At 59.6% G+C, this 18847-nt stretch carries 16 protein-coding genes; 7 read left to right on the top strand and 9 right to left on the bottom strand.

What is annotated here, in order from left to right:
- On the bottom strand, positions 1-984 hold the full coding sequence (locus AC3RLQ_RS07110) for an MDR family NADPH-dependent oxidoreductase (RefSeq protein ID WP_493035662.1): 984 nt from the start codon (positions 982-984) through the stop codon (positions 1-3).
- 160 nt (positions 985-1144) lie between these two features.
- On the opposite strand from AC3RLQ_RS07110, the gene AC3RLQ_RS07105 reads away from it, so the two are divergent.
- On the top strand, positions 1145-1918 hold the full coding sequence (locus tag AC3RLQ_RS07105) for a leucine-rich repeat domain-containing protein (protein ID WP_493035660.1): 774 nt from the start codon (positions 1145-1147) through the stop codon (positions 1916-1918).
- Positions 1919-1954: 36 nt separating this feature from the next.
- Here AC3RLQ_RS07105 and AC3RLQ_RS07100 read toward each other — a convergent pair whose 3' ends face one another.
- On the bottom strand, positions 1955-4480 hold the full coding sequence (locus AC3RLQ_RS07100; RefSeq protein ID WP_493035658.1) for a right-handed parallel beta-helix repeat-containing protein: 2526 nt from the start codon (positions 4478-4480) through the stop codon (positions 1955-1957).
- Positions 4481-4705: 225 nt separating this feature from the next.
- Here AC3RLQ_RS07100 and ileS point away from each other — a divergent pair, with 225 nt between their 5' ends.
- Entirely contained in the window at positions 4706-7543 is a 2838-nt protein-coding gene (gene ileS / locus AC3RLQ_RS07095) for an isoleucine--tRNA ligase (protein WP_493035656.1), read from the top strand.
- 14 nt (positions 7544-7557) lie between these two features.
- A complete protein-coding gene (locus AC3RLQ_RS07090) occupies positions 7558-8031 on the top strand; it encodes a DEAD/DEAH box helicase family protein (protein ID WP_493035654.1) in 474 nt (157 codons plus the stop codon).
- On the opposite strand, the gene AC3RLQ_RS07085 is transcribed toward AC3RLQ_RS07090, so the two are convergent.
- Entirely contained in the window at positions 8028-8891 is an 864-nt protein-coding gene (locus tag AC3RLQ_RS07085) for a hypothetical protein (RefSeq protein WP_493035652.1), read from the bottom strand. The two genes, AC3RLQ_RS07090 and AC3RLQ_RS07085, sit on opposite strands and share 4 nt — an antisense overlap.
- Before the next feature lie 217 nt (positions 8892-9108).
- Positions 9109-10323 (bottom strand): alpha-hydroxy acid oxidase, encoded by a 1215-nt coding sequence (locus tag AC3RLQ_RS07080; protein WP_493035651.1) that lies wholly within the window; start codon positions 10321-10323, stop codon positions 9109-9111.
- A 179-nt stretch (positions 10324-10502) separates the two neighbouring features.
- Between AC3RLQ_RS07080 and AC3RLQ_RS07075 the strand changes: the two genes are divergently transcribed.
- Both AC3RLQ_RS07075 and AC3RLQ_RS07070 read left to right on the top strand, forming a co-directional pair.
- Complete coding sequence (locus AC3RLQ_RS07075) at positions 10503-11558, top strand: ROK family protein (RefSeq protein ID WP_493035649.1); 1056 nt, start codon at positions 10503-10505, stop codon at positions 11556-11558.
- A gap of 8 nt (positions 11559-11566) precedes the next feature.
- Positions 11567-12028, top strand: a complete 462-nt coding sequence (locus AC3RLQ_RS07070) for a CYTH domain-containing protein (protein WP_493035647.1) — start codon at positions 11567-11569, stop codon at positions 12026-12028.
- On the opposite strand, the gene AC3RLQ_RS07065 is transcribed toward AC3RLQ_RS07070, so the two are convergent.
- On the bottom strand, positions 12015-12899 hold the full coding sequence (locus tag AC3RLQ_RS07065; RefSeq protein ID WP_493035645.1) for an ADP-ribosylglycohydrolase family protein: 885 nt from the start codon (positions 12897-12899) through the stop codon (positions 12015-12017). The genes AC3RLQ_RS07070 and AC3RLQ_RS07065 overlap by 14 nt on opposite strands.
- Before the next feature lie 207 nt (positions 12900-13106).
- Here AC3RLQ_RS07065 and AC3RLQ_RS07060 point away from each other — a divergent pair, with 207 nt between their 5' ends.
- On the top strand, positions 13107-13850 hold the full coding sequence (locus AC3RLQ_RS07060) for a dienelactone hydrolase family protein (RefSeq protein WP_493035643.1): 744 nt from the start codon (positions 13107-13109) through the stop codon (positions 13848-13850).
- Positions 13851-13856: 6 nt separating this feature from the next.
- Here the strand turns inward: AC3RLQ_RS07060 and AC3RLQ_RS07055 are convergent, their stop codons facing one another.
- Positions 13857-14216, bottom strand: coding sequence for an SH3 domain-containing protein (locus AC3RLQ_RS07055; RefSeq protein ID WP_493035641.1), 360 nt, complete (start codon positions 14214-14216; stop codon positions 13857-13859).
- Positions 14217-14260: 44 nt separating this feature from the next.
- Positions 14261-15997, bottom strand: coding sequence for an ABC transporter ATP-binding protein (locus AC3RLQ_RS07050; RefSeq protein WP_461527880.1), 1737 nt, complete (start codon positions 15995-15997; stop codon positions 14261-14263).
- Positions 15998-16067: 70 nt separating this feature from the next.
- On the opposite strand from AC3RLQ_RS07050, the gene AC3RLQ_RS07045 reads away from it, so the two are divergent.
- Entirely contained in the window at positions 16068-16835 is a 768-nt protein-coding gene (locus tag AC3RLQ_RS07045; protein WP_493035639.1) for an RDD family protein, read from the top strand.
- Here AC3RLQ_RS07045 and AC3RLQ_RS07040 read toward each other — a convergent pair whose 3' ends face one another.
- Both AC3RLQ_RS07040 and AC3RLQ_RS07035 read right to left on the bottom strand, forming a co-directional pair.
- Complete coding sequence (locus AC3RLQ_RS07040) at positions 16836-17186, bottom strand: hypothetical protein (protein WP_397384852.1); 351 nt, start codon at positions 17184-17186, stop codon at positions 16836-16838. It lies immediately after the preceding gene.
- Positions 17187-17268: 82 nt separating this feature from the next.
- Positions 17269-18831 (bottom strand): glucose-6-phosphate isomerase, encoded by a 1563-nt coding sequence (locus tag AC3RLQ_RS07035; RefSeq protein ID WP_493035637.1) that lies wholly within the window; start codon positions 18829-18831, stop codon positions 17269-17271.
- Between the last annotated feature and the right edge of the window lie 16 nt (positions 18832-18847).

Genomic DNA, 18847 nt, shown 5'->3' with positions numbered 1-18847 from the left:
TTACGCGAGATCAAGAATGACTTTGCCGCCGCGTGAGCCTTCCTGCGCGCGTGTGATGGCTTGTTTGAAATCAGCCAGCGGCACGATCTCGTCGATGGCGGTGACGAGTTCGCCCGATTGAATCAGCGTGGTCAGCGGATCCAGCACTTCGTAAAGTTCTGCCGTGCTGGCTTTCTCAAACCATTTGGTGATCCACAAGCCGTGAAGCTGCAAGTTTTTGAAGATGAGGAATTTGTTCGGCACCTTGAGGCTGCGGCGGCTCATGGCGCCGTAGGTGACGAGGATGCCCTCGGGGCTGAGCAGGTCCATCATGTGGATGGCGCTGTCACCACCCACGGCATTCGTGGCCAGCATCACGGGCTCGTCGCCAATGATTGATTTGGCTTCAGCCACTCCTTCGTCCGTATCGAGCATGACAAGGTCTGCCCCCAGCGTTTTCAATTCATCGAAGAGCTCGACGCGACGCACGAAATTGATGGTGCGCAGGCCGAAGTGATGCGCCAGCTGGATGAAGGCACGGCCCACGCCGGAGTTCGCCGCATTCTGCGCCACCCAGGCACCTTTCGGGAGGTCGGTGTAGTGCTTGAGCAAAGCCCAGGCGGTGACGGGATTGACACGCAGCATGCTTGCCTGCACGGCATCCATTTGAGAAGGAACCTTGGCAAAGTGATGCTCCGCCGCCGTGAGGTGCTGCGTCCAGCAGCCGGTGCCCACCAGCGGGATGACGACATCGCCTTTCGCCAGCGATGTGACTGCACTGCCAACTTCCTCGACTTCGCCACAACCTTCATGCCCCGGAATGCAAGGCGGATGCGCCGCACGGCCATAGGTGCCCTCGATGAAATTGAGATCCGCCGGATTCACCGGCGCATAGCGCATGCGCACCCGCACCTCATGCCCTTCGGGAGGCGTGAGCGTGCGCTCGTGGAGTTGCAAAACTTCAGCAGGATTGCCGGTGCGGTCGAATTGAAGAAACTGGGACATGGTGAAGGAATTACGTTGGGGAAAGGGAATGAGGCTGTGCTTTCTGCACAGTGGGGCGGAGTGGCCGCGTGGCAAACTTTTGGTGACAGATGGAGGCGCACGAGCCATGATCAGCATAAGCCTTGCAACCCTCCGGCCTATTTTCACCATGAGACCCCTCATGCCCTCTTTCACCAAGAAGCGGATGTTTTGGATCTCAGCAGCCGCAATCATGTTGGTGCTGGGTTTTCTGGCCTGCCAGTGGATTCTCAAACGTGGGCGGGCTCTGGCGGCGCTGGAAAAAGAAACTGCGGCCGGGCTGTTTGTTGAATGGCGCGTGCCTTCCTGGGCGGAGGATCAGCCTTATCTGGCCAGGCTTTGGCCGGGCTCCACTTTGAGCAAGGTCCAAGTTGATTACCCAATGAAGGATGCTGCCGCATTGGGCGATCTTCTCTGCCATTTTGGCAGCCTGGAAACGCTTTCTATCGGTGCGGGAGAAGCGGATAAGATTCATCTTTTGCTTTCTCATTGTGGCGACCAGCCTCACCTAAAATCGTTGTTGATTTTCAATGTCGAGGTGGATGATCGCATTCTGCCTGTGCTGGCAAAATGGCACACCCTGGAGACCCTCGCGATGGTGCCGAATGAACTGACAGGTGAAAGGTTTCCTTCGATGCCCCATCTGCGCAGCATCGACATGGCCTATACGCGGATCAATGACAAAGGACTTGTGCAACTGACTTCGTGTCCAGCGCTGGAAGATCTGCATTTTTCCTCCACGAGCCTGACATCATCTGCCATCATTCAGGCTGTTAATGCTGGTCGCGCACATTTACGCAGTTTGAATGTGAGCAACATCGAACTGACGGACGGCAAGACTGCCAACGACCAGAACAAGCTGATTGAGGCGGTGCATCAGACGGCACCAAAGCTCAAATTCAATCTGAGCTTCTGAAGCTGATGGCTGCATCTTGAGTGTTCCCAAGTCTCCTTATTTACGAATCCCAATCTCCTCCACCGGGATTGCCTTGAAGCCCAGCTTAAATGCAGGTGATTCAGGCTTGAGGCGGAAGTCGTCGTTCTTCCAGTCGATGAACAACGGATCGGCAACCATGCTGTGTTTGTCCCATCCGGCGTTTTGCCAGGCGGCCCATTCGTCGAGGGGTTCGGCTTCGGTGATGCGCACGTCGTCGAAGAAGACCTGGCCTTTGGGCTCGTGGCAATCCACGCGCAGCCAGAAGGCGGTCATCCAGGGTTTCCAGCCGGACTCGTTTTCGCGCAGCATGCGGCCGGTGGCTTCGACTTCCTTCCACTCTCTGGTGGCGGTGATGCTGGTGCTGCCGTTCTGCCAGTAGCCTGCGCCGTTTTTGAAGGAGGCAAAGGCAAGGCTGATCTTGGCGGTGGGTTCGCTGGATTTGACGCGGAGCTTCACGCGATACGCGGCGCCGGGCTTGATCGGCACATCGGGGCTGTGGAAGACGCTCTTGGGGTTTTTGGGATCGGTGCCGAGGGCGCAGTCCACACGCAGGGCACCATCGGCGACGACGAGTTGCACATCTTTGTTCGGGCGGTGGTTGAAGCCCCAGCCCGGAGGTGTTTTGCCAGGTGCGACGGTGTCGAAGTTCTCGGTGGCGAGTGGTGCGCCTTTGTCCGGGCCGACTTGATTGATGCCGGTGACGATGGGGTGGCCGCTGTTCCAGGCGATGTTGTAGTCGATGGTGTTCCATTTCGGCGTGGCGTTGCGGATGTCGCCGTATTTCACGCCGGGGGTGTCGCCAAACATGATGTTGTGCTGGAAGCTGTTGCCGCTCATCATGGTGCCGTCGTCGCGGATGGCGTTCTTGGGGTGCAGGTCCATGTTCCGCATGTGCTTCCATGCGGGCAGGCCGGCCACGGATTCGTAGCCTTTGATCATTGTTTCGATGTGACCGGTGTAGAAGCGCTGGTCTTTGGTCCAGCCGTGGAGGTCGAACTGAAACTTGCCGCCGAGGGCGAAAATGTTGTTCTCCACGATGCAGTCGCGTGAGTTGTGCATGTGGATGGGCGTGTGGGCCACGCGATAAACAATGTTGCCGATGATGTCGAGGCCGCCGCTGTTGTCGTCCGGGTAGATGCCAAAGGTGAACCATGGGTGCTTGAGGCCGCCGGATTCCTGGCCGCAGCCGATGACGTCGTGGATCAAATTGTAGCGCCATTTGCTGCCGCGGCTGCTGATCCAATCCCGCCCGCCGGTGTAGATGGCGCCGCCGTCCTGGGTTTCGAGGCAGAGGTGGTGCAGGTGGTTGTATTCCACGATGAGGTTGTTTCCGCTCATCTGCACGCCCATGCGCGGGCCGTCGTGGATGTGATTGTGCGCGGCGGTGTTGTCCACGCCATAAATGCTGATACCGCAGGCGTTCTTGTTGAAGACACCCATGTGGTGGATGTGGTTGTCCTCCGCAATGTGGCCGGGGCCGGTGAGCGTTTTGCGGTCTCCGCCGCTCAGGCTGATGCCGTTGCTGCCGGTGTAGCTGATTTCGTTGTGCGAGAGGCGCACGTTTTTGCCATCGCTTACGCCAATGCCGCTGCCATTGAAGGCACCCACCTGCGTGATGATGCATTTCTCAACGAGGCAGTCCTCCGCGCGCTCAAAGGTGATGGCGGAACCATGGCAGCCGGTGAGCGTGAGGCCACGAATGACGACGTTTTTCGCGCCCGCCTTCACTTTGAAAAAGCTGTCGAGAGTGGGGATGCGGACCTCAAGCGAGGTCAAATGTCCTTGAAGAGGCCAGAAGTAGAGCGTGCCGGTGTGCTTGTCGTAAAACCACTCGCCGGGCGCATCGAGTTCTTCGAGGGCGTTTTGAAAATGGTAGCGGTTGTGCGGATGCAGATCATAGCCGCAGTCCTTTTTCAGCGTGAGTTTGCGTGTCTGGGGATCGAGCGAGGCCACGGGCTCGATAAAGTTCCACCAGCCGTATTGCGCGAAGATGTCGAGCTCCACATCCTCAGGGTGCGCCCAGTTGCGCACGTCCTCGGGCTTCACATACAGCGTGCGTTTCCACAGGTGGCCTTCGGGAGCGCCTGCGGATGGGAATTCAGCTACAAAGGCCCAGCCGCCGTAGAGCGGGTCCTTGGCGTCAAAGTTCGGATACCGCGCCAGGATCTGACGCTCGCCGTTGCAGAGGAGTTGCTTGGGGATGAAACCCTTCGGCAGCAGTTTGGAGACATCTGCCTTGAAGATAGCGCCTGCCACCGGCCCCCAAGTGGTGACGAGCGGCGCGCCGATGAGCGTGCTCTTCGTGCCTGTGATGGTCAGGTTCGAATCCTGCGCTTCGAGCTGGATCGGCTGCGTCAGCTCCGTGACGCCTTCCGGCAGAAGAATGGTCGCCGGGGAGTTGTCGCCGCCTTTGCGGGCGGCGCGCACTTGTTCCAGCGCCTGAGGCAACGTGAGGGCAGGGGAGACTTTGACCTCCAGGGCATGGGCGGTGGAAAGCAGGGACGCAGTGAACGCGAGGAGCAGAGAACGGGTCGGGAACATGGTTGCGGAGCGATACGCCATGCGGGCGGGAGGGCAAATGGGTGTTGTGGGCGGGAATTGGCCTGAGGGAGGTAGATTTGAGGCAATTGCGTGAGCTTTGTGTCCCAGCGGAGTGGTAGGATCGAGGACGAGAACGAGCAGGAGCACGAGGACGAATTTCCCAACTCCCTCCGTCCTTGCCACACGCCCCCATCTCGCTAGGCTTCGTGCTCCTTTTCCCGAACCATGAGCGCCCCTGACACTGCCAAGAACTACAAAGACACCGTCCTGCTGCCGAAGACCGACTTTCCCATGAAGGCCGATCTCGTCGCACGGGAGCCGCAGCGCCTGGCGAAGTGGCAGGAGGGGAAGCTCTACCAGCGCATCGTGGCGCAGTCCAAAGGCAAGCCCACCTTCATCCTGCATGACGGCCCGCCATTTGCGAATGGCGACGTGCACATGGGCACCGCTTTGAACAAGATCCTCAAGGATCTCATCGTGAAGTCGAAGACGATGGCAGGCTTTCACACGCCCTTCATCCCCGGCTGGGACTGCCACGGGCTGCCCATCGAGTTCAAGGTCGTCAAATCCGCCGCCGGGCTCACCCCGGTGGAGGTGCGCCAGCGCTCCGAGGCGGAGGCACGCAAGTACATCGACATCCAGCGCAACAGCTTCAAGCGGCTCGGCGTCTTTGGCGACTGGGATAATCCCTACCTCACGCTGGATCCCGGCTACGAGTCCGGCATCCTGCGCACCTTTGGCAAGGCCGTCGAGCAGAAGCTCGTCTATCGCATGAAGCGCCCGGTGCTCTGGAGCTACGGCGCGCAGACCGCACTGGCCGAGGCCGAGGTGGAATACAAGGAGAAGACCTCGCCTGCGGTGTACGTGAAGTTTGCGCTGGTGAATCCGCCGCCCGGCTGCGATGGCGCATCCCTCGTTATCTGGACCACCACGCCGTGGACACTCCCGGCCAACCTCGCCATCGCGCTGCACCCCACGTTTGACTACGTCAGCGGCAGCTTCGCGCATGCGGACGGTCGGGTGGAGAAGCTCGTCATCGCCAAGTCCCGCGTCGAAGCCTTCGGGGCCGCCACCGGTTTCAAGCTGAACACCGAGCACGCCAACGAGGAATTCAAAGGCAACGCGCTCAATGGCCTCGACGCGCAGCATCCCTTCCTTCCACGCACCTCGAAGGTCATCAACACCCTCTTCGTCACCGACGACACCGGGACCGGCGCGGTGCACATCGCCCCCGGTCACGGCGCGGACGACTATCAGGCCGGCCGCGAGCACGGGCTGGACATCCTTTCCCCGGTGGATGCCGATGGCAAATACACCGCCGAGTGCGGCCTGCCTGACTTCGTGGGCAAGCATGTCTTCCAGAGCAATGACGGCATCATCGAAATTCTCACTGCCAAAGGCGCGATCCTCGGCAACGAGAAATACGTGCATCAGTACCCGCACTGCTGGCGCTCCAAGACGCCGATCATCTTCCGTGCGGTGGAGCAGTTCTTCATCAAGATCGACGACATCCGCGCCAAGGCGCTGTACGAGATCGACACCGTCCACTGGATGCCCGCCTGGGGCCGCAACCGCATCTATGGCACGGTGGAGAGCCGTCCTGACTGGTGCATCAGCCGCCAGCGCACCTGGGGCGTGCCGCTTCCCGTGTTTTACTCCGCCAGTGGCGAGATCATCATGGATCCCGAGGTCATCGCCAAGGTGGCCGTCGTCATCGAACTGCACGGCAGCAATCTCTGGTTTGAAAAAGACGACGCGTGGTGGGCTGAGGAAGTGGGCCTGCCTGCGGGCACGAAGCGTGGCAATGACACGCTCGACGTCTGGATCGATTCCGGCTGCTCGCACGTCAGCGTGCTGGACCGCCATCCTGAGCTCCACGCTCCGGCGGATCTCTACATCGAGGCCACCGATCAGCATCGCGGCTGGTTCCAGAGCAGCCTCATGATGAGCATCATCGCCCGGGGGCACGCGCCTTACAAGGCGGTGATCACCCACGGCTTCGTCGTCGATACCAGCGGCAAAAAGATCAGCAAGAGCGACCAGGGCGCGGGCAAGAGCTCCAAGCCCATGACCGCCGACCACTATTACAACACCTACGGCGCCGACATGGTGCGCCTCTGGGTGGCCAGTGTGGACTATCAAAACGAAGTGCCGTTCTCCGAAGACCTCTTCAAGCAGAACAGCGAAAACTACCGCCGCATCCGCAACACCCTGCGCGTGCTGCTTGGAAATCTCAGCGGAGAAGCAACGCAAGGCTCCCGCCTGCCAGATGTGGACGTCGAGCAGGCGTCTCGCTTGCCCGATGAAGACGTGCCGCAGGGCTCCCACACGCCGCGTGCAACCGCTGCGGTCGCCCCCCAGTACACCCTTGTTGACCGCTGGATCCTCGAGCGCCTGCACGCCATCACCAAGGAGTGCGTGGACGCCTACGCGCACTACGACTTCCGCAAGGTCTTCAGCGTCATCAACAGTTTCATTACCGGCGACCTCAGCTCCCTCTACATCGACATCACCAAGGACCGGATGTACTGCGACGCCGCCACCAGCCCGCGTCGCCTCGCCACGCAGGCCGCCATCCGCGAGATCACCGAGACCCTGTGCCGCCTCCTCGCCCCCATGCTCGCCTTCACGGCGGACGAAGCCTGGGAGCACCTCGGCTACACCGACAGCGTCCACCTGCAGTCCTTCCCGCAGCCCAATCCTGCCTTCCCCGGCAGCGATGCCACCCTCGCGGTGAATGAACTGCTCAAGGTCCGTGGCGTCATCCAGCAGGCCATCGAAAAAGCCCGTCAGGAAAAGAAGATCGGCTCCAACCTCGAAGCCACCGTCGCCCTCACCCTGCCTGCCGAAGGCTTTGACCACCCCGTCTTCAACGACCCCGCCACCCTCCACGAATTCCTCATCCTCAGCGACCTCAAGATCACCCGCGGTGGCGATCTCTCCGCCGTTGTGCAGGAATCCACCCACTGCAAATGCGGCCGCTGCTGGAAGTATCTGCCGGATGTCGGAGCCAATGCCGAGCACCCGACGCTTTGCGGACGGTGTGTGGAGGCGGTCGGGTGATCATTTAGTGCCATATGCACGATAAATTCATCATCTATGGTCCGCCCGCTTCTGGGAAATCGACTCTATTGAGGATTTTACCAACTCTGTTTGAAAACTGCACTTCCATTGACCTCGAGCACGTTGAAGACAAGGAAGGGCGGCTTGTTATGCTCCAGCAATTAGTAGGTTTGCAATTCAAAGGACCGCTCTTTATCGGTGCAGCTGATATTGCTCCGAAGGATTTTCCCGACGCTTTCAAAGTCGTGATTCTTCTCTACAAGGAGAAGTCACTATACCTTGAACGGGTTGTGCGGAGAAACAAAATACGACCAAGCAAAGCTGGGCAAAATGAAGACCACTTGTTTGATTGTTTTACAAGCGTCTCGGCGGGCAAGACGCAATGGCTACATGTCGATCCAGCATGTTTCGAGGAGGAGCACGAATTAATGGCCAAACACATTCTGGAAAAAGCCGGATTGTCTCCTAAGAATGAAGTTGTCTGTTAGCTTTGAGTACCGAGAAGGTGAAAGTGCTCTAGAATGTAATCGATCGAATTCTGAATTCGTGGTGCTGCATCGGTGGCTTCATAAGCGCGCAGACGGTGTTCTGCTTCATCTTTGGGGGGGAGTCCCTGAATGGGAACATGCATTTTCCATCTTCCATCCTCGGCAGCTCTGGCCACGCCGATCAATGAATCCAAAGCCACAAGACTCATAGGGCGCCCTGATTCGAGCCACTTAACCACACGCTGCCATGCCATGCCGGATTGTGACGCCAAGGCTCCCCAGTGATCGGTAATTGGAGGCTCAATATGGGCCTCAATCCAGTCGAGCATTTGAGCATTTTTGAAATCGTACATGTACATCATGCGGCTCCGCTGCTCTTTGAGCGGCAGTTGCTTGAATACTGCAAAGCACCTGCTGAAGCCTTCCTCATTCGGAAGGCATGCCACCGATGCCTTTGCCAAAGCTCCGAAGTACATGCATTCAGGGTAATCAAGCCATGCTCGGCGCACGAGTTCAGCCGCCCCAGCCCCCAAACAATTCGAAACGAGTTCTAATATCGTTGATTTCCAATGGGCGTTCTTCGGTGCTTCATAGTTACGAGTCAGCAAGTCGAGCACTAATGCCTGGGGGTGCCGTCTCCAAGCCTCGTAAATGGCTTCGTTCAAGGCATGCCGGGTTATTGTGAACTCCCACAGATCATTCAAATTTGCCGTTTTGTCGCTCAGGCTTGGGGCCGGAAACAAGTCCGCATCAACAAGCTCTTCCTTGGGTTGATCCGCCGTTCCATCATTCAAATAAAAGTCGTCATGGAGCGAGAAGTTGTGAGGACAGTGATGTAGCGCGAGGCGATACCATTCCATGGGTCTTAGCGAGCGCTTCACAAGCCTGTGCAGGCAGGCTGCGCATAGCCGATAGGGGCGGGCCTCGTCATCACATGGCTCGAAAACTGTTGCGGGAGATGAGTCACACGCTTCACACAGGTTTGGCAATTGGACAGGGGACATGCGCCGATAAATGGAACTCTCGGACGAGAGAGGCAAGCAGGCGCTCAAATCGATGCTGTTATTTTCTTCCAGGTCACCTCACCAGAAAATCCGGCGTGATCTGTGCAATCGACGCAGCACCAGCCTGTCGCATGTCGATTTGCAGTTCTTTGCGCAGAAGGGTGAGGACGGTTTCGACTCCGGTCTGGCCGAAGGCGGCGAGCGCCCAGAGATAGGGGCGGCCGATGCAGACGGCGCTGGCTCCCATGGCGAGGGCTTTGAAGAAATCGGTGCCGCGCCGGAAGCCGCCATCCACGAGCACGGGCACCTTGCCGTTTACGGCGGCGATGACCTCGGGCAGGCAGTCGATGCTGGCGCGTTTGCTATCTTCGCTGCGGCCACCGTGGTTGGAGACGATGATGCCATCCACACCGTGCTGCAGCGCGAGTGTGGCGTCTTCACGCGTGACAATGCCTTTGATGAGCAGTTTCATCGAAGTGAGCTCCTTCAGGCGCGGCAGCACCTCCCACGTCATGTTCAGCGGGAGCTGTGTGGTGACCTTGGAGAGATCAAGCCCGGCAAACATCGGCCTGCGGCTGGCGACATTGTTGTAGGCAAAGCCGCCGACGTGGCAGTCGGTGCACTTCACCGGAGCAGAGCGGCGGACCTTGAAGAGTGTGTCGCGCAGCGCGCCGTTTTGTGAATCGACGGTGAGCACCATGACCGGGCATCCGGCCTTTTCCGCGCGCTTCACCACGGCGCGGGTGACGTTCCAATCATCCGTAGGATAGAGCTGAAACCACGCGGGGCGGTCCATGACTTTGTTCACCTCTTCAATGCCGGTGGAGGCGTGTGTGGAGACGATGAAGTTGTGCTTTTGCGCAGCGGCAGCGCGTGCCGTGGCAAGCTCCGCCTCAGGATGAAACGCACGCTGACTGCCCACAGGCGAGAGCATGATGGGGGACTCCCACTCGGTACCGAAGAGCTTTACGGACATGTCCACCTTCGCCACATCGACGAGCCGACGCGTGCGAAGCTGATAGCGGGCAAAGGCATCTCGATTGGCCTGCAGCGTGGAGTCATCCGTGACGCCGGTGGCGAGGTAGGCGTAGTGCCAGGGCGGGAGGCTTTTGCGCGCCACGGCTTCAAATTCGAGCACGTTCACCGCCTGATCTGCCGCAGCAATGAGGTCTTCCTCCGCATGAGCGATCCCGCTGAAAAGACTGCCCAGGCCAAAGCCACCCGCGAGTGCCGGACTTGTTGCAAGCATGTGCAAAAACCGACGACGGCCGAGCTCGTGTGTGATCATGGTGAAGGGGAAGAAAGTGCTGCCAGTCGTCCGCTCCCGGCGGGCTGTCAATGTGCTTCCAAGGGCAGCCAGGGTGGAGTCGTTTGGTCGCTGTTAACGGGGTTGCATAGGTCTCTTGCGCATCCACACGCATTCTTCTCGACCACCGGCCATTTGCTCTCCAAATTCACCGCCCCGATATGCCTACTGCTACCCGCGACATCTATCTTGGCACCGATTCCGGAGCCACCACTTCCAAGACCGGCGGCGTCTTCGCCAATGGTGAACCCGTCTCCACTCACCTCCGCCAGAGCTCGACCAATTCCCAGAATGGAACGGCTGCTGTGGTGGCTGGTTGGGTCGAAGGCGCGGAAGGTTTCCTCAAGGACAATGGCCTCACCTGGGACCGCGTCGCTGCTGCTGGTCTTGCTCTTCCGGGACCCTATCAGGTCTATGGCGTCCTCGATAAGTCTTCCAATCTGCCGGACAGCTTCATCGGCTGGAATTTCCACGCTGAGTACTCGGCGGCCATCGCCAAGGCCGCAGGCCGCGAGATCCCGCTCTACGTGGGGAACGATGGTGACTTTGGTGGTGTGGGTGAGGCCGCACGTGTGCGTGGCGACACTAAAGCGAGCGTGCTTCTGCTGGCTCCGGGTTCCGGCCTTGGTGCTGCCTACATTGATGCCAATGGTCTGCCGCTCAGCGGCGATCACCTGGCAGGCATGGAGGGTGGGCACATGCCCATCCCACGTCACCTCCTTGGCCATGGCTTGGATGAAGTGCCGGCGTTTCGCTGTGGCTGCGGTCGCGACTGGGGTTGCATCGAGGCCTACTCCACGATCTCCGGCCTCTCGCAGTTCCTGGAGTTCTTCCTGCCGAAATATCCGGATCACGAACTCGCCCTCAGCAACGATACGCTGAGGAGCAAAGGCTTCTCCCTGCGCGGCCGTGCGCAGAATGGTGACCCCCTCGCGCTTGAGATCTTCGACATCCAGGCGCGTGCCCTTGGCATCCACGTCGCGAATTTGTCGATGGCTCTGGACCCTGGCATCATCGTCATCGGCGGTGGTTTGGTGGATCCCGAAAGCACGACACCCGAATTCCGCGAGCGCTACCTCGGCGGCATCCGTGCCGCAGCGCTGCCTTACCTTTTCCCGAAACAGCGCGATGAACTCCAGCTGGTGCCTGCGACTCTGGGTGAGCTTTCTCAATCCATCGGTGCCGCACTCGTGGCGCTGTATTCTTCCAAGGATTGAGTTCCCCCATGGGTACTGAGATCGAACGCAAATACCTGCTTAAGCCCGGCCAGTGGCAACCCACGGGCCCGGGCCGCCGCATGGCGCAGGGGTATCTGTCACGCGATCCCGACCGCACGGTGCGTGTGCGCCTTGTCGGCGATGACGCCTTCATGACGGTGAAGAGCCGCCGCACGGGAATCACGCGCACGGAGATCGAATTTCCCATCACGCTGGAGCACGCGCGGGATCTTCTGCTGCTGTGTCATCAGCCCTTGATCGACAAAACGCGGCATCATGTCGTGCATGAAGGCATGCTGTGGGAAGTGGACATCTTCCACGGCGCGAACGACGGCCTCGTGGTGGCGGAGATCGAACTGCCTGCGGAAGACACGCCGTTTGCGCTGCCCGAGTGGGTTGGCGAGGAAGTGAGCCACGACATGCGCTACACGAACTCGAATCTCTGCGCGGTGCCGTTTAGCGAGTGGTAAGAAACTCTTCCAAGAGCGGCTTGGCGAGTAGTCCTGCGCGCCAGGCTGCGGGAATGGCTTCGATGCCATGGGCCGCTCCAATGAGCATGCCGAGCGCGAGGGCGCGGGCGCAGTTGTCGCCGCCAGCCATGGCGTTTTCGATGATGGCGGTCTCGAAGTTTTCGCCGTGATGGCGGATGAGCCAGAGCACGGCGGGCAGTGCCTGAGGAATGGGGCAGGCACGGCCGAGCTGGCCGATGGCATCGCTATCCGTGGCAGCCTCGGCGGCTTTCAAAGCCCATGCGGGCGCGGTGGCGGTGATGACGTTTTGCAGTTCGCCGCCCTTCAGCAGGCGATGCGTGGCGCGGGCGAGGAATTCGGCGCATTCGATCGTCTCGGGTGAGCGATGGGTGATCACCGTTTGCTCAATGGCAGCGGCGACGGCTTCAGACTCGGACTTGTCCGCGAGGAAGGCCATGAGGGGCGCAATGCGCGCAGGTCCGGCGAGTTCATCAGACGGTGCGCCGCTCGTGGCGGCGGTGGCACCGGCCTGGAGATTGGCGAGCGTTCCTTTGGTGGCCTTGTCCACGTAGTCGTTGTAGGCCGGCCACATGGCCTGCCAATCGGCGAGGAAGGTGGTGGCGTCCCAACGGCGCTCGCGCTGAAGGAATGTGAGCAGGCGCAGGGCTTGATCTCCCGCATGACCTTGGGCACCGGCCTGCTTGTGCGGGTGGTAGGACTCCGAACCCGGGGCAAGGTAGCCTGTCACACGGCCATGCTTTTTGAGGATCAGCGCGGGATCGTAAATCCAGTGAACGCCGAGAGAGATGGATTCAGCAATGAAGCTGCCCTGCAGCATGCCGGCAAGGCGGGAGGAAAAGTCGGGAGTCATGGAATAGGAAAGGAGTGTGGACTGATGGGAGCGTTACGCGCATGCGGCGTTGTGAGGGACTGAAAACTGCGAACTGAATCGAAGCGCAGCGAAGATAGACTGCCGCAGGCAGCCCGAAGGGTGAGTGAAACGAATCAAAATTGAAAACTGTGAATTGAGGTGCTTGCAGTCATCGGCATCGTGCCCGCTCATTCCACTCTTTTCTCCATGACTCTCCGCGAACCTGAAATCGTCGAACTCACCACACCCACCGGTCCGATGCGCACGCTGGTGCTGCGTCCAGCGGGGGAGGGCCGTTTTCCGGGGCTGCTGTTTCACTCGGAAATCTTTCAAAATACGGGGCCCATCTGCCGCACGGCTGCTTATCTGGCCGGGCATGGCTTCATTGTGGCGCTGCCGGAGATCTACCATGAATATCTGCCTGCGGGAACGGTGCTGGCATACGATCAAGCGGGCTCAGATGTGGGCAACAAACTGAAGACGGAGAAACCTGTGGCTGCCTACGATGCGGATAACCGTGCGGTTCTCGATTACCTGAAATCTCACGCCGATTGCACAGGGCGGCTCGGGTCATTTGGCCCCTGCATCGGCGGGCATCTGACCTATCGTGCAGCCTTGCAGCCGGATGTTGCTGCTGCCACGTGCTTTTACCCAACGGACCTGCACAAGCGCAGCCTGGGAGCTGGGATGAACGATGATTCGCTGGCTCGTGCTGCAGACATCAAAGGCGAGTTGATGATGGTGTTTGGCCGGCAGGACCCGCATGTGCCCGCCGAGGGGCGTGCCATGATCTACCAGACGCTTACGGCTGCTGGTGTGAATTTCACCTGGCATGAATTCAATGCCGCCCATGCCTTCCTGCGCGATGAAGGCCTGCGCTACGATGCCGAGATCGCCCGTCAGGCCCTGGGCATGACGGTGGATTTCTTCCGCCGGTGTTTGTGTGAGTAAATGACGTTACTTGCAGGGAACGAGGTAATCGTAGGGACTGCTGCCGCTGACGCGATAAAGCACGTAGCCGGCCTTGGGGGCGGAGATTTGAATCCAGGAAGCTTCTGGGTCCTGGGCATCTTGGGACACGACGGGAAGAACCTTGGTCTTGTCATTGGTCACTGCCTTGCCTGCGAGCGTGACCTTGGTACCCTCCTCAAGTGCTCCGAGGCGTTTGCCATCGGTGCCGGGCTTGCTGCGGATGACGAGGCCCACCGGGGCATTGACCTTGTGGCAGCGGGTCACGGGTTCATCCGCACTGGCCAAGGTGGCAGAGATGCAGAAGGCAAACACGAAGGCTGCACGCAGCAGAAGGGAGAGAGACATGTGGGATGGTTGTCAGCGAACGGACTGATAACTCAACACAAATCTCACTCAGCCGCCACTTCGGCGGCGATTAAGGAGGTGCGGCAGAGTCGGGCGTACATGCCTTCCTGGGCGATGAGTTCGTCATGCGTGCCTTGCTCGATGATGCGACCGTGATCGAGGACGTAGATGCGGTCCGCATTGCGCACGGTGCTGAGACGATGCGCAATGACGAAGCTGGTACGGTGCGCCATGAGGTGCTCCAGCGCTTCCTGAATTTGGCGCTCGGTTTCGGTGTCCACGCTGGCGGTGGCTTCGTCCAGCAGGAGAATGGGCGGATTGCGCAGCAGCGCGCGGGCGATGCTGATGCGCTGCTTTTCACCCACGCTGAGTTTCACGCCGCGCTCGCCCACATGGGTGTCGAGCAGATCAGGCAGGCGCTTGACGAAGGCATCCGCATTGGCGCTTTTCAGAGCCTCCCAGAGCTGCTCATCGGTGGCATCGCGTCGGCCGATGACGAGGTTCTCTCGCACGGTGCCGTTGAACAAAAAGCTCTCCTGTGTGACGTAGCCGATGTGGCGGCGCAGCCAGGCCTTGTTGAGTTCGTGAACGGGCGCACCATCGATGGTGATGACGCCTTCATCGTATTCATAGAAGCGCGTGAGCAGATTGATCAGGGTGGATTTGCCTGCGCCCGTCGGTCCAACGAGGGCGATGGTCTGACCGGGATGTGCGTCGAGCGAGACGCCATGCACGGTGGGCGTCTTGCCTGCGTAGCTAAAGCCGACATTCTCATAGCGAACATGGCCGGTGACGCCGGACAGCTCGCGTCCACCTGTGGTGTCGGCTTCCGGTTCGGCATCCAAGATGTCGAAGACGCGTTCTCCAGCAGCACGACCGGTTTGCAGAATTTGATTGAGCTGGTGCAGGCTCTCGATGGGATCGTAGAAAAACTTGAGGAGCAGCAGGAAGGCGGTGAGGTCGCCTGTTTGAATTCTGCCAGCCATGAGCTGGCGTGCGCCCACCCAGAGCACGATGACCATGCCGGTGCTGGTGAGGAAATTCATGCCCGGGCGGTAGATGGACCAGATTCGCATGACGTGGAGCGTGGCGGTGCGCAGAGCGCCGCTGGCGCGGTTGAATCGTTCATGCTCCTCGCGCTCCATGGCGTAGGCTTTGATCTGGCGCATGCCGGAGACGTTGTCTTGCAGCAGGGAGTTCATGGCGCTGCTGGCCTTGCGCACCTTCCTGTGGCGGTTCTTGGAGGTGCGGGTGTAGAGCAGGGCACCGGCCATAAGAAAGGGCAGGGGGATGAGGGCATAGAGCGTCAGAGTGACGTCTGCCTGCAGCATGAAGCCTCCCACGACGATGATCTGCAGCACGGAAATGAGCCCCTGCTCAAGGCCATCAATGAGCACACGCTCCACAGAGGGGATGTCCTCGGCGACGGTGGTCATGATGTCACCGGAGGGGCGGTTGTCGAACCAACGGAGGGGCAGGGTCTGCAGGCGCTGGTAGATGTCGCTGCGAAGGTCATAGATGACCTTCTGCTCAAAGGTATTGTTGAGCTGGATGCGCAGGGAATTGAACAGATGCTGGGCAAAGTAGGCGGCCAGCGCCCAGCAGGCGAGCGGACCGAGGCGGTCCCATTGCTTGCCGGGCACGACGACGTCCATAACCTCGCGGGTGATGTGCGGAAAAACGATGACCATCAGTGTACCGATGATGGCACAGGCGATCTGGGCGGAGCCGAGCCAGGGGTAACGACGAAGGTAGGAAAAGACGCGGGCGATGGTTTTCAATCGGGATGGGAGCTTGATGCGTGCGGGTTAGCAGCTATCTAGCATACGACATACAGCAACAGGCATATACATGAAATACCATCTGGCACGCGGCGAAGAACAGCTCGGCACATTCAACGATCTGGATGTGAGCGCCGGACTGCGGGAGGGACGTTTCAAACCCACCGATCTTTGCTGGACGGAAGGCATGAAGGACTGGGAGACTTTGAAGGATCATTTGCAGGAGCTAAATCCCGAGGTGGTTGCGCCGTCCATCTCCGAGCAGCCCTCCATCACAGCTCTGCGCGCCGAAGTCAGGCAGGATCAGGTCATTCGCCTTGAGATGGCGTCATTGGGCCAGAGGTTTGCCGCCAAAATGATCGATTTCGCCCTGATCATCGTGCCGCTTTGGGTCGTCCTTACCATGGTTTTTGATCAGGCATTTGTGGAGGAAACCCAGAAGCTGCAAAACGATCCGACGGCCATGGTGAACGCCATGCAGAAGCGGGCGGAAAAGCTTCAGGCATCGGGCGGCATGAAACTGCCGCTCGCGAGTTTGGTTTTTGACATGGCCTTGATCGTGAATGTGGTGTTGCTCACCCTGCGTGGTCAGACGATTGGCAAGCTTTGCCTGGGCATTCAGGTGGTGCGTTTTCCTGATGGTGCGAGAGCCGGCTTCATCAAGGCCTTGCTGCTGCGGGCGATCCTCTTCACCATTCTTGTCTTCACCAGCCTCATTTACTTCGGAGGCATGGGATGGGCTTTGCTGATGGCTGACTACCTCATGATCTTCCGCAAAGACCGCCGCTGCCTGCACGATCTGGTGGCAGACACTCTGGTGACCAAACGGAAAGCCTGATCACATGGGGCCGCCCGATTTGCTGCTGTTCTGATACTTGTTGATCTCCTGAATGCTTTCACGCTGTTCAGGAGTCAGATCACGCATTTTGTCACGATAGCGGTCGGTCACACCGAGGACAAAGCAGGAGACATCGATCACTAGAATGACCATGGCAATCACGATGCCATAGCGCTTCAAGGCTTCGTCGATGACTTTGTTCTTGTTGACGGAGAAGGTCTCCGATTTGGAGAACATGGACTGAAACAGCCGCCGCCAGCCTCGTGGTTCCCGCGCAATGCTGAACGACCAGATGAAAAGGGCGGTCAGTATGACGCAGGCGATTTGGTAGGGGATGGGAATATCACGCATGACTTTATCGCCGAAGGACGGCTGGCTTCACAGGGGGCGCAATTTATAGGTTGCCCATGTAAGGTGTGCAAACGGCGATTTGTCACGGAGCTGCGAATTGATCGCGCGCCGGGCTGTCCCCAGCGGCAACAATCCGGGCCTGAGCATTCGCGGCCAGGTGATTGAGCATGTGGAATGCATCCTCGGCATCAATCCCAAGCTTGGAGGCCACCTCGTCAGCCGTGCTGCCTGTAGCGGTGAGTGCAGCGCGCACCTTGGCAAGCTGAGTCAGGAAGTCTGTGGCGGCTTTCTTTCCGGCCTCAACGCCGGGCTGGTGGTAGGCGTTGATGTTGACCAGGCTGGCGTAAAAGCTGACAGCGCGCTCAAACAGAGCGATGAGCATGCCCAGGGTGAAGGCGTTGAGCTCGGGGATGGTAAGCGTGATCGATTCGCGGCCTTTCTCGGCCAGCGCCTTGCGGGTGCCGCGCAGGAAGCCCTGAAGGTAGTCGCCCGTGGTGAAGCCGGGATCGACTTCGAGGGAGGCGGTGTCGCGGGACTTGGACACTTCGATGAAGGTGACGAAGAAATTGTTCACCCCATCGCGGAGCTGCTGCACATAGGCGTGCTGGTCGGTGCTGCCTTTGTTGCCATAGACGGCGATGCCCTGATTCACCACGGCGCCGTTCAGATCGTGCTCTTTGCCCAGGCTTTCCATGACCAGCTGCTGGAGATACTTGCTGAAGAGAACCAGCCTGTCCTTGTAGGGCAGCACGACCATGTCCTTCAGACCTTTGCCTTTGCCGGCCTGGTGCCACATGAGCGCCAGCAGCATCGCGGCGTTTTCGATGGCGGGACGCTGGCGTGTTTCCACATCCATCGCTGCGGCTCCGGCGAGGAACTGCAGCACGTCCACGCCTTGCAGGGCTGCGGCCAGAGTGCCCACGGCGCTCATCAGGCTGGTGCGTCCGCCCACCCAGTCCCACATGGGGAAACGGGTCAGCCAGCCCTGCGCGGTGGAGTGCTTGTCCAACTCGCTGCCCACGCCCGTCACGGCGACGGCATGCTTGGCAAAGTCGAGCCCTGCGGCCTTGTAGGCGGTTTCGGCTTCGAGCATGCCGTTGCGAGTTTCCTTGGTGCCGCCGGATTTGGAGATCACGATGGTGAGAGTCGTAGCCAGTTCGTCACCGATCTGGGCCATCACGCGGTCGATGCCATCCGGGTCCGTGTTGTCGAGGAAGGAGATCGCCAGTGGCGGATTTGCAGGGGTGATGGCATGCGCGACAAGCTGAGGGCCGAGCGCCGAACCACCAATGCCCACGACGAGCACGCGGGTGAACTTCTGGCCATTGGCTGCCGTGATCGCGCCGGAGTGGACATCTGCGGCGAATTTCAGCGTCGCTGCGAGGGTCTCGCTGATTTCATGCTGAAGCGCGTCATTGGGGGCGAGGCGGGCGTTGCGCAGCCAGTAGTGGCCGACCATGCGCTGCTCATCCGGATTGGCGATGGCACCGGCTTCGAGCTCGATCATCGCCTTGTAGGCAGACTCGATGCGGGGTGCCATTTTGCTGAAGATGTCATCCTCGAAAGCCATGCGGCTGATGTCGATGGAGAATCCCAGGTTGGAGTAACGAACGAAGTACTTTTGAAAGCGGTCCCAATGGCTCATAGATAAGGTTAAGGAG

Source organism: Prosthecobacter sp. GW821-HT29F12, from assembly GCF_058803405.1.
The sequence above is the reverse complement of the archived record's forward strand: the minus strand, read 5'-3'. Positions and strand labels throughout refer to the sequence as shown.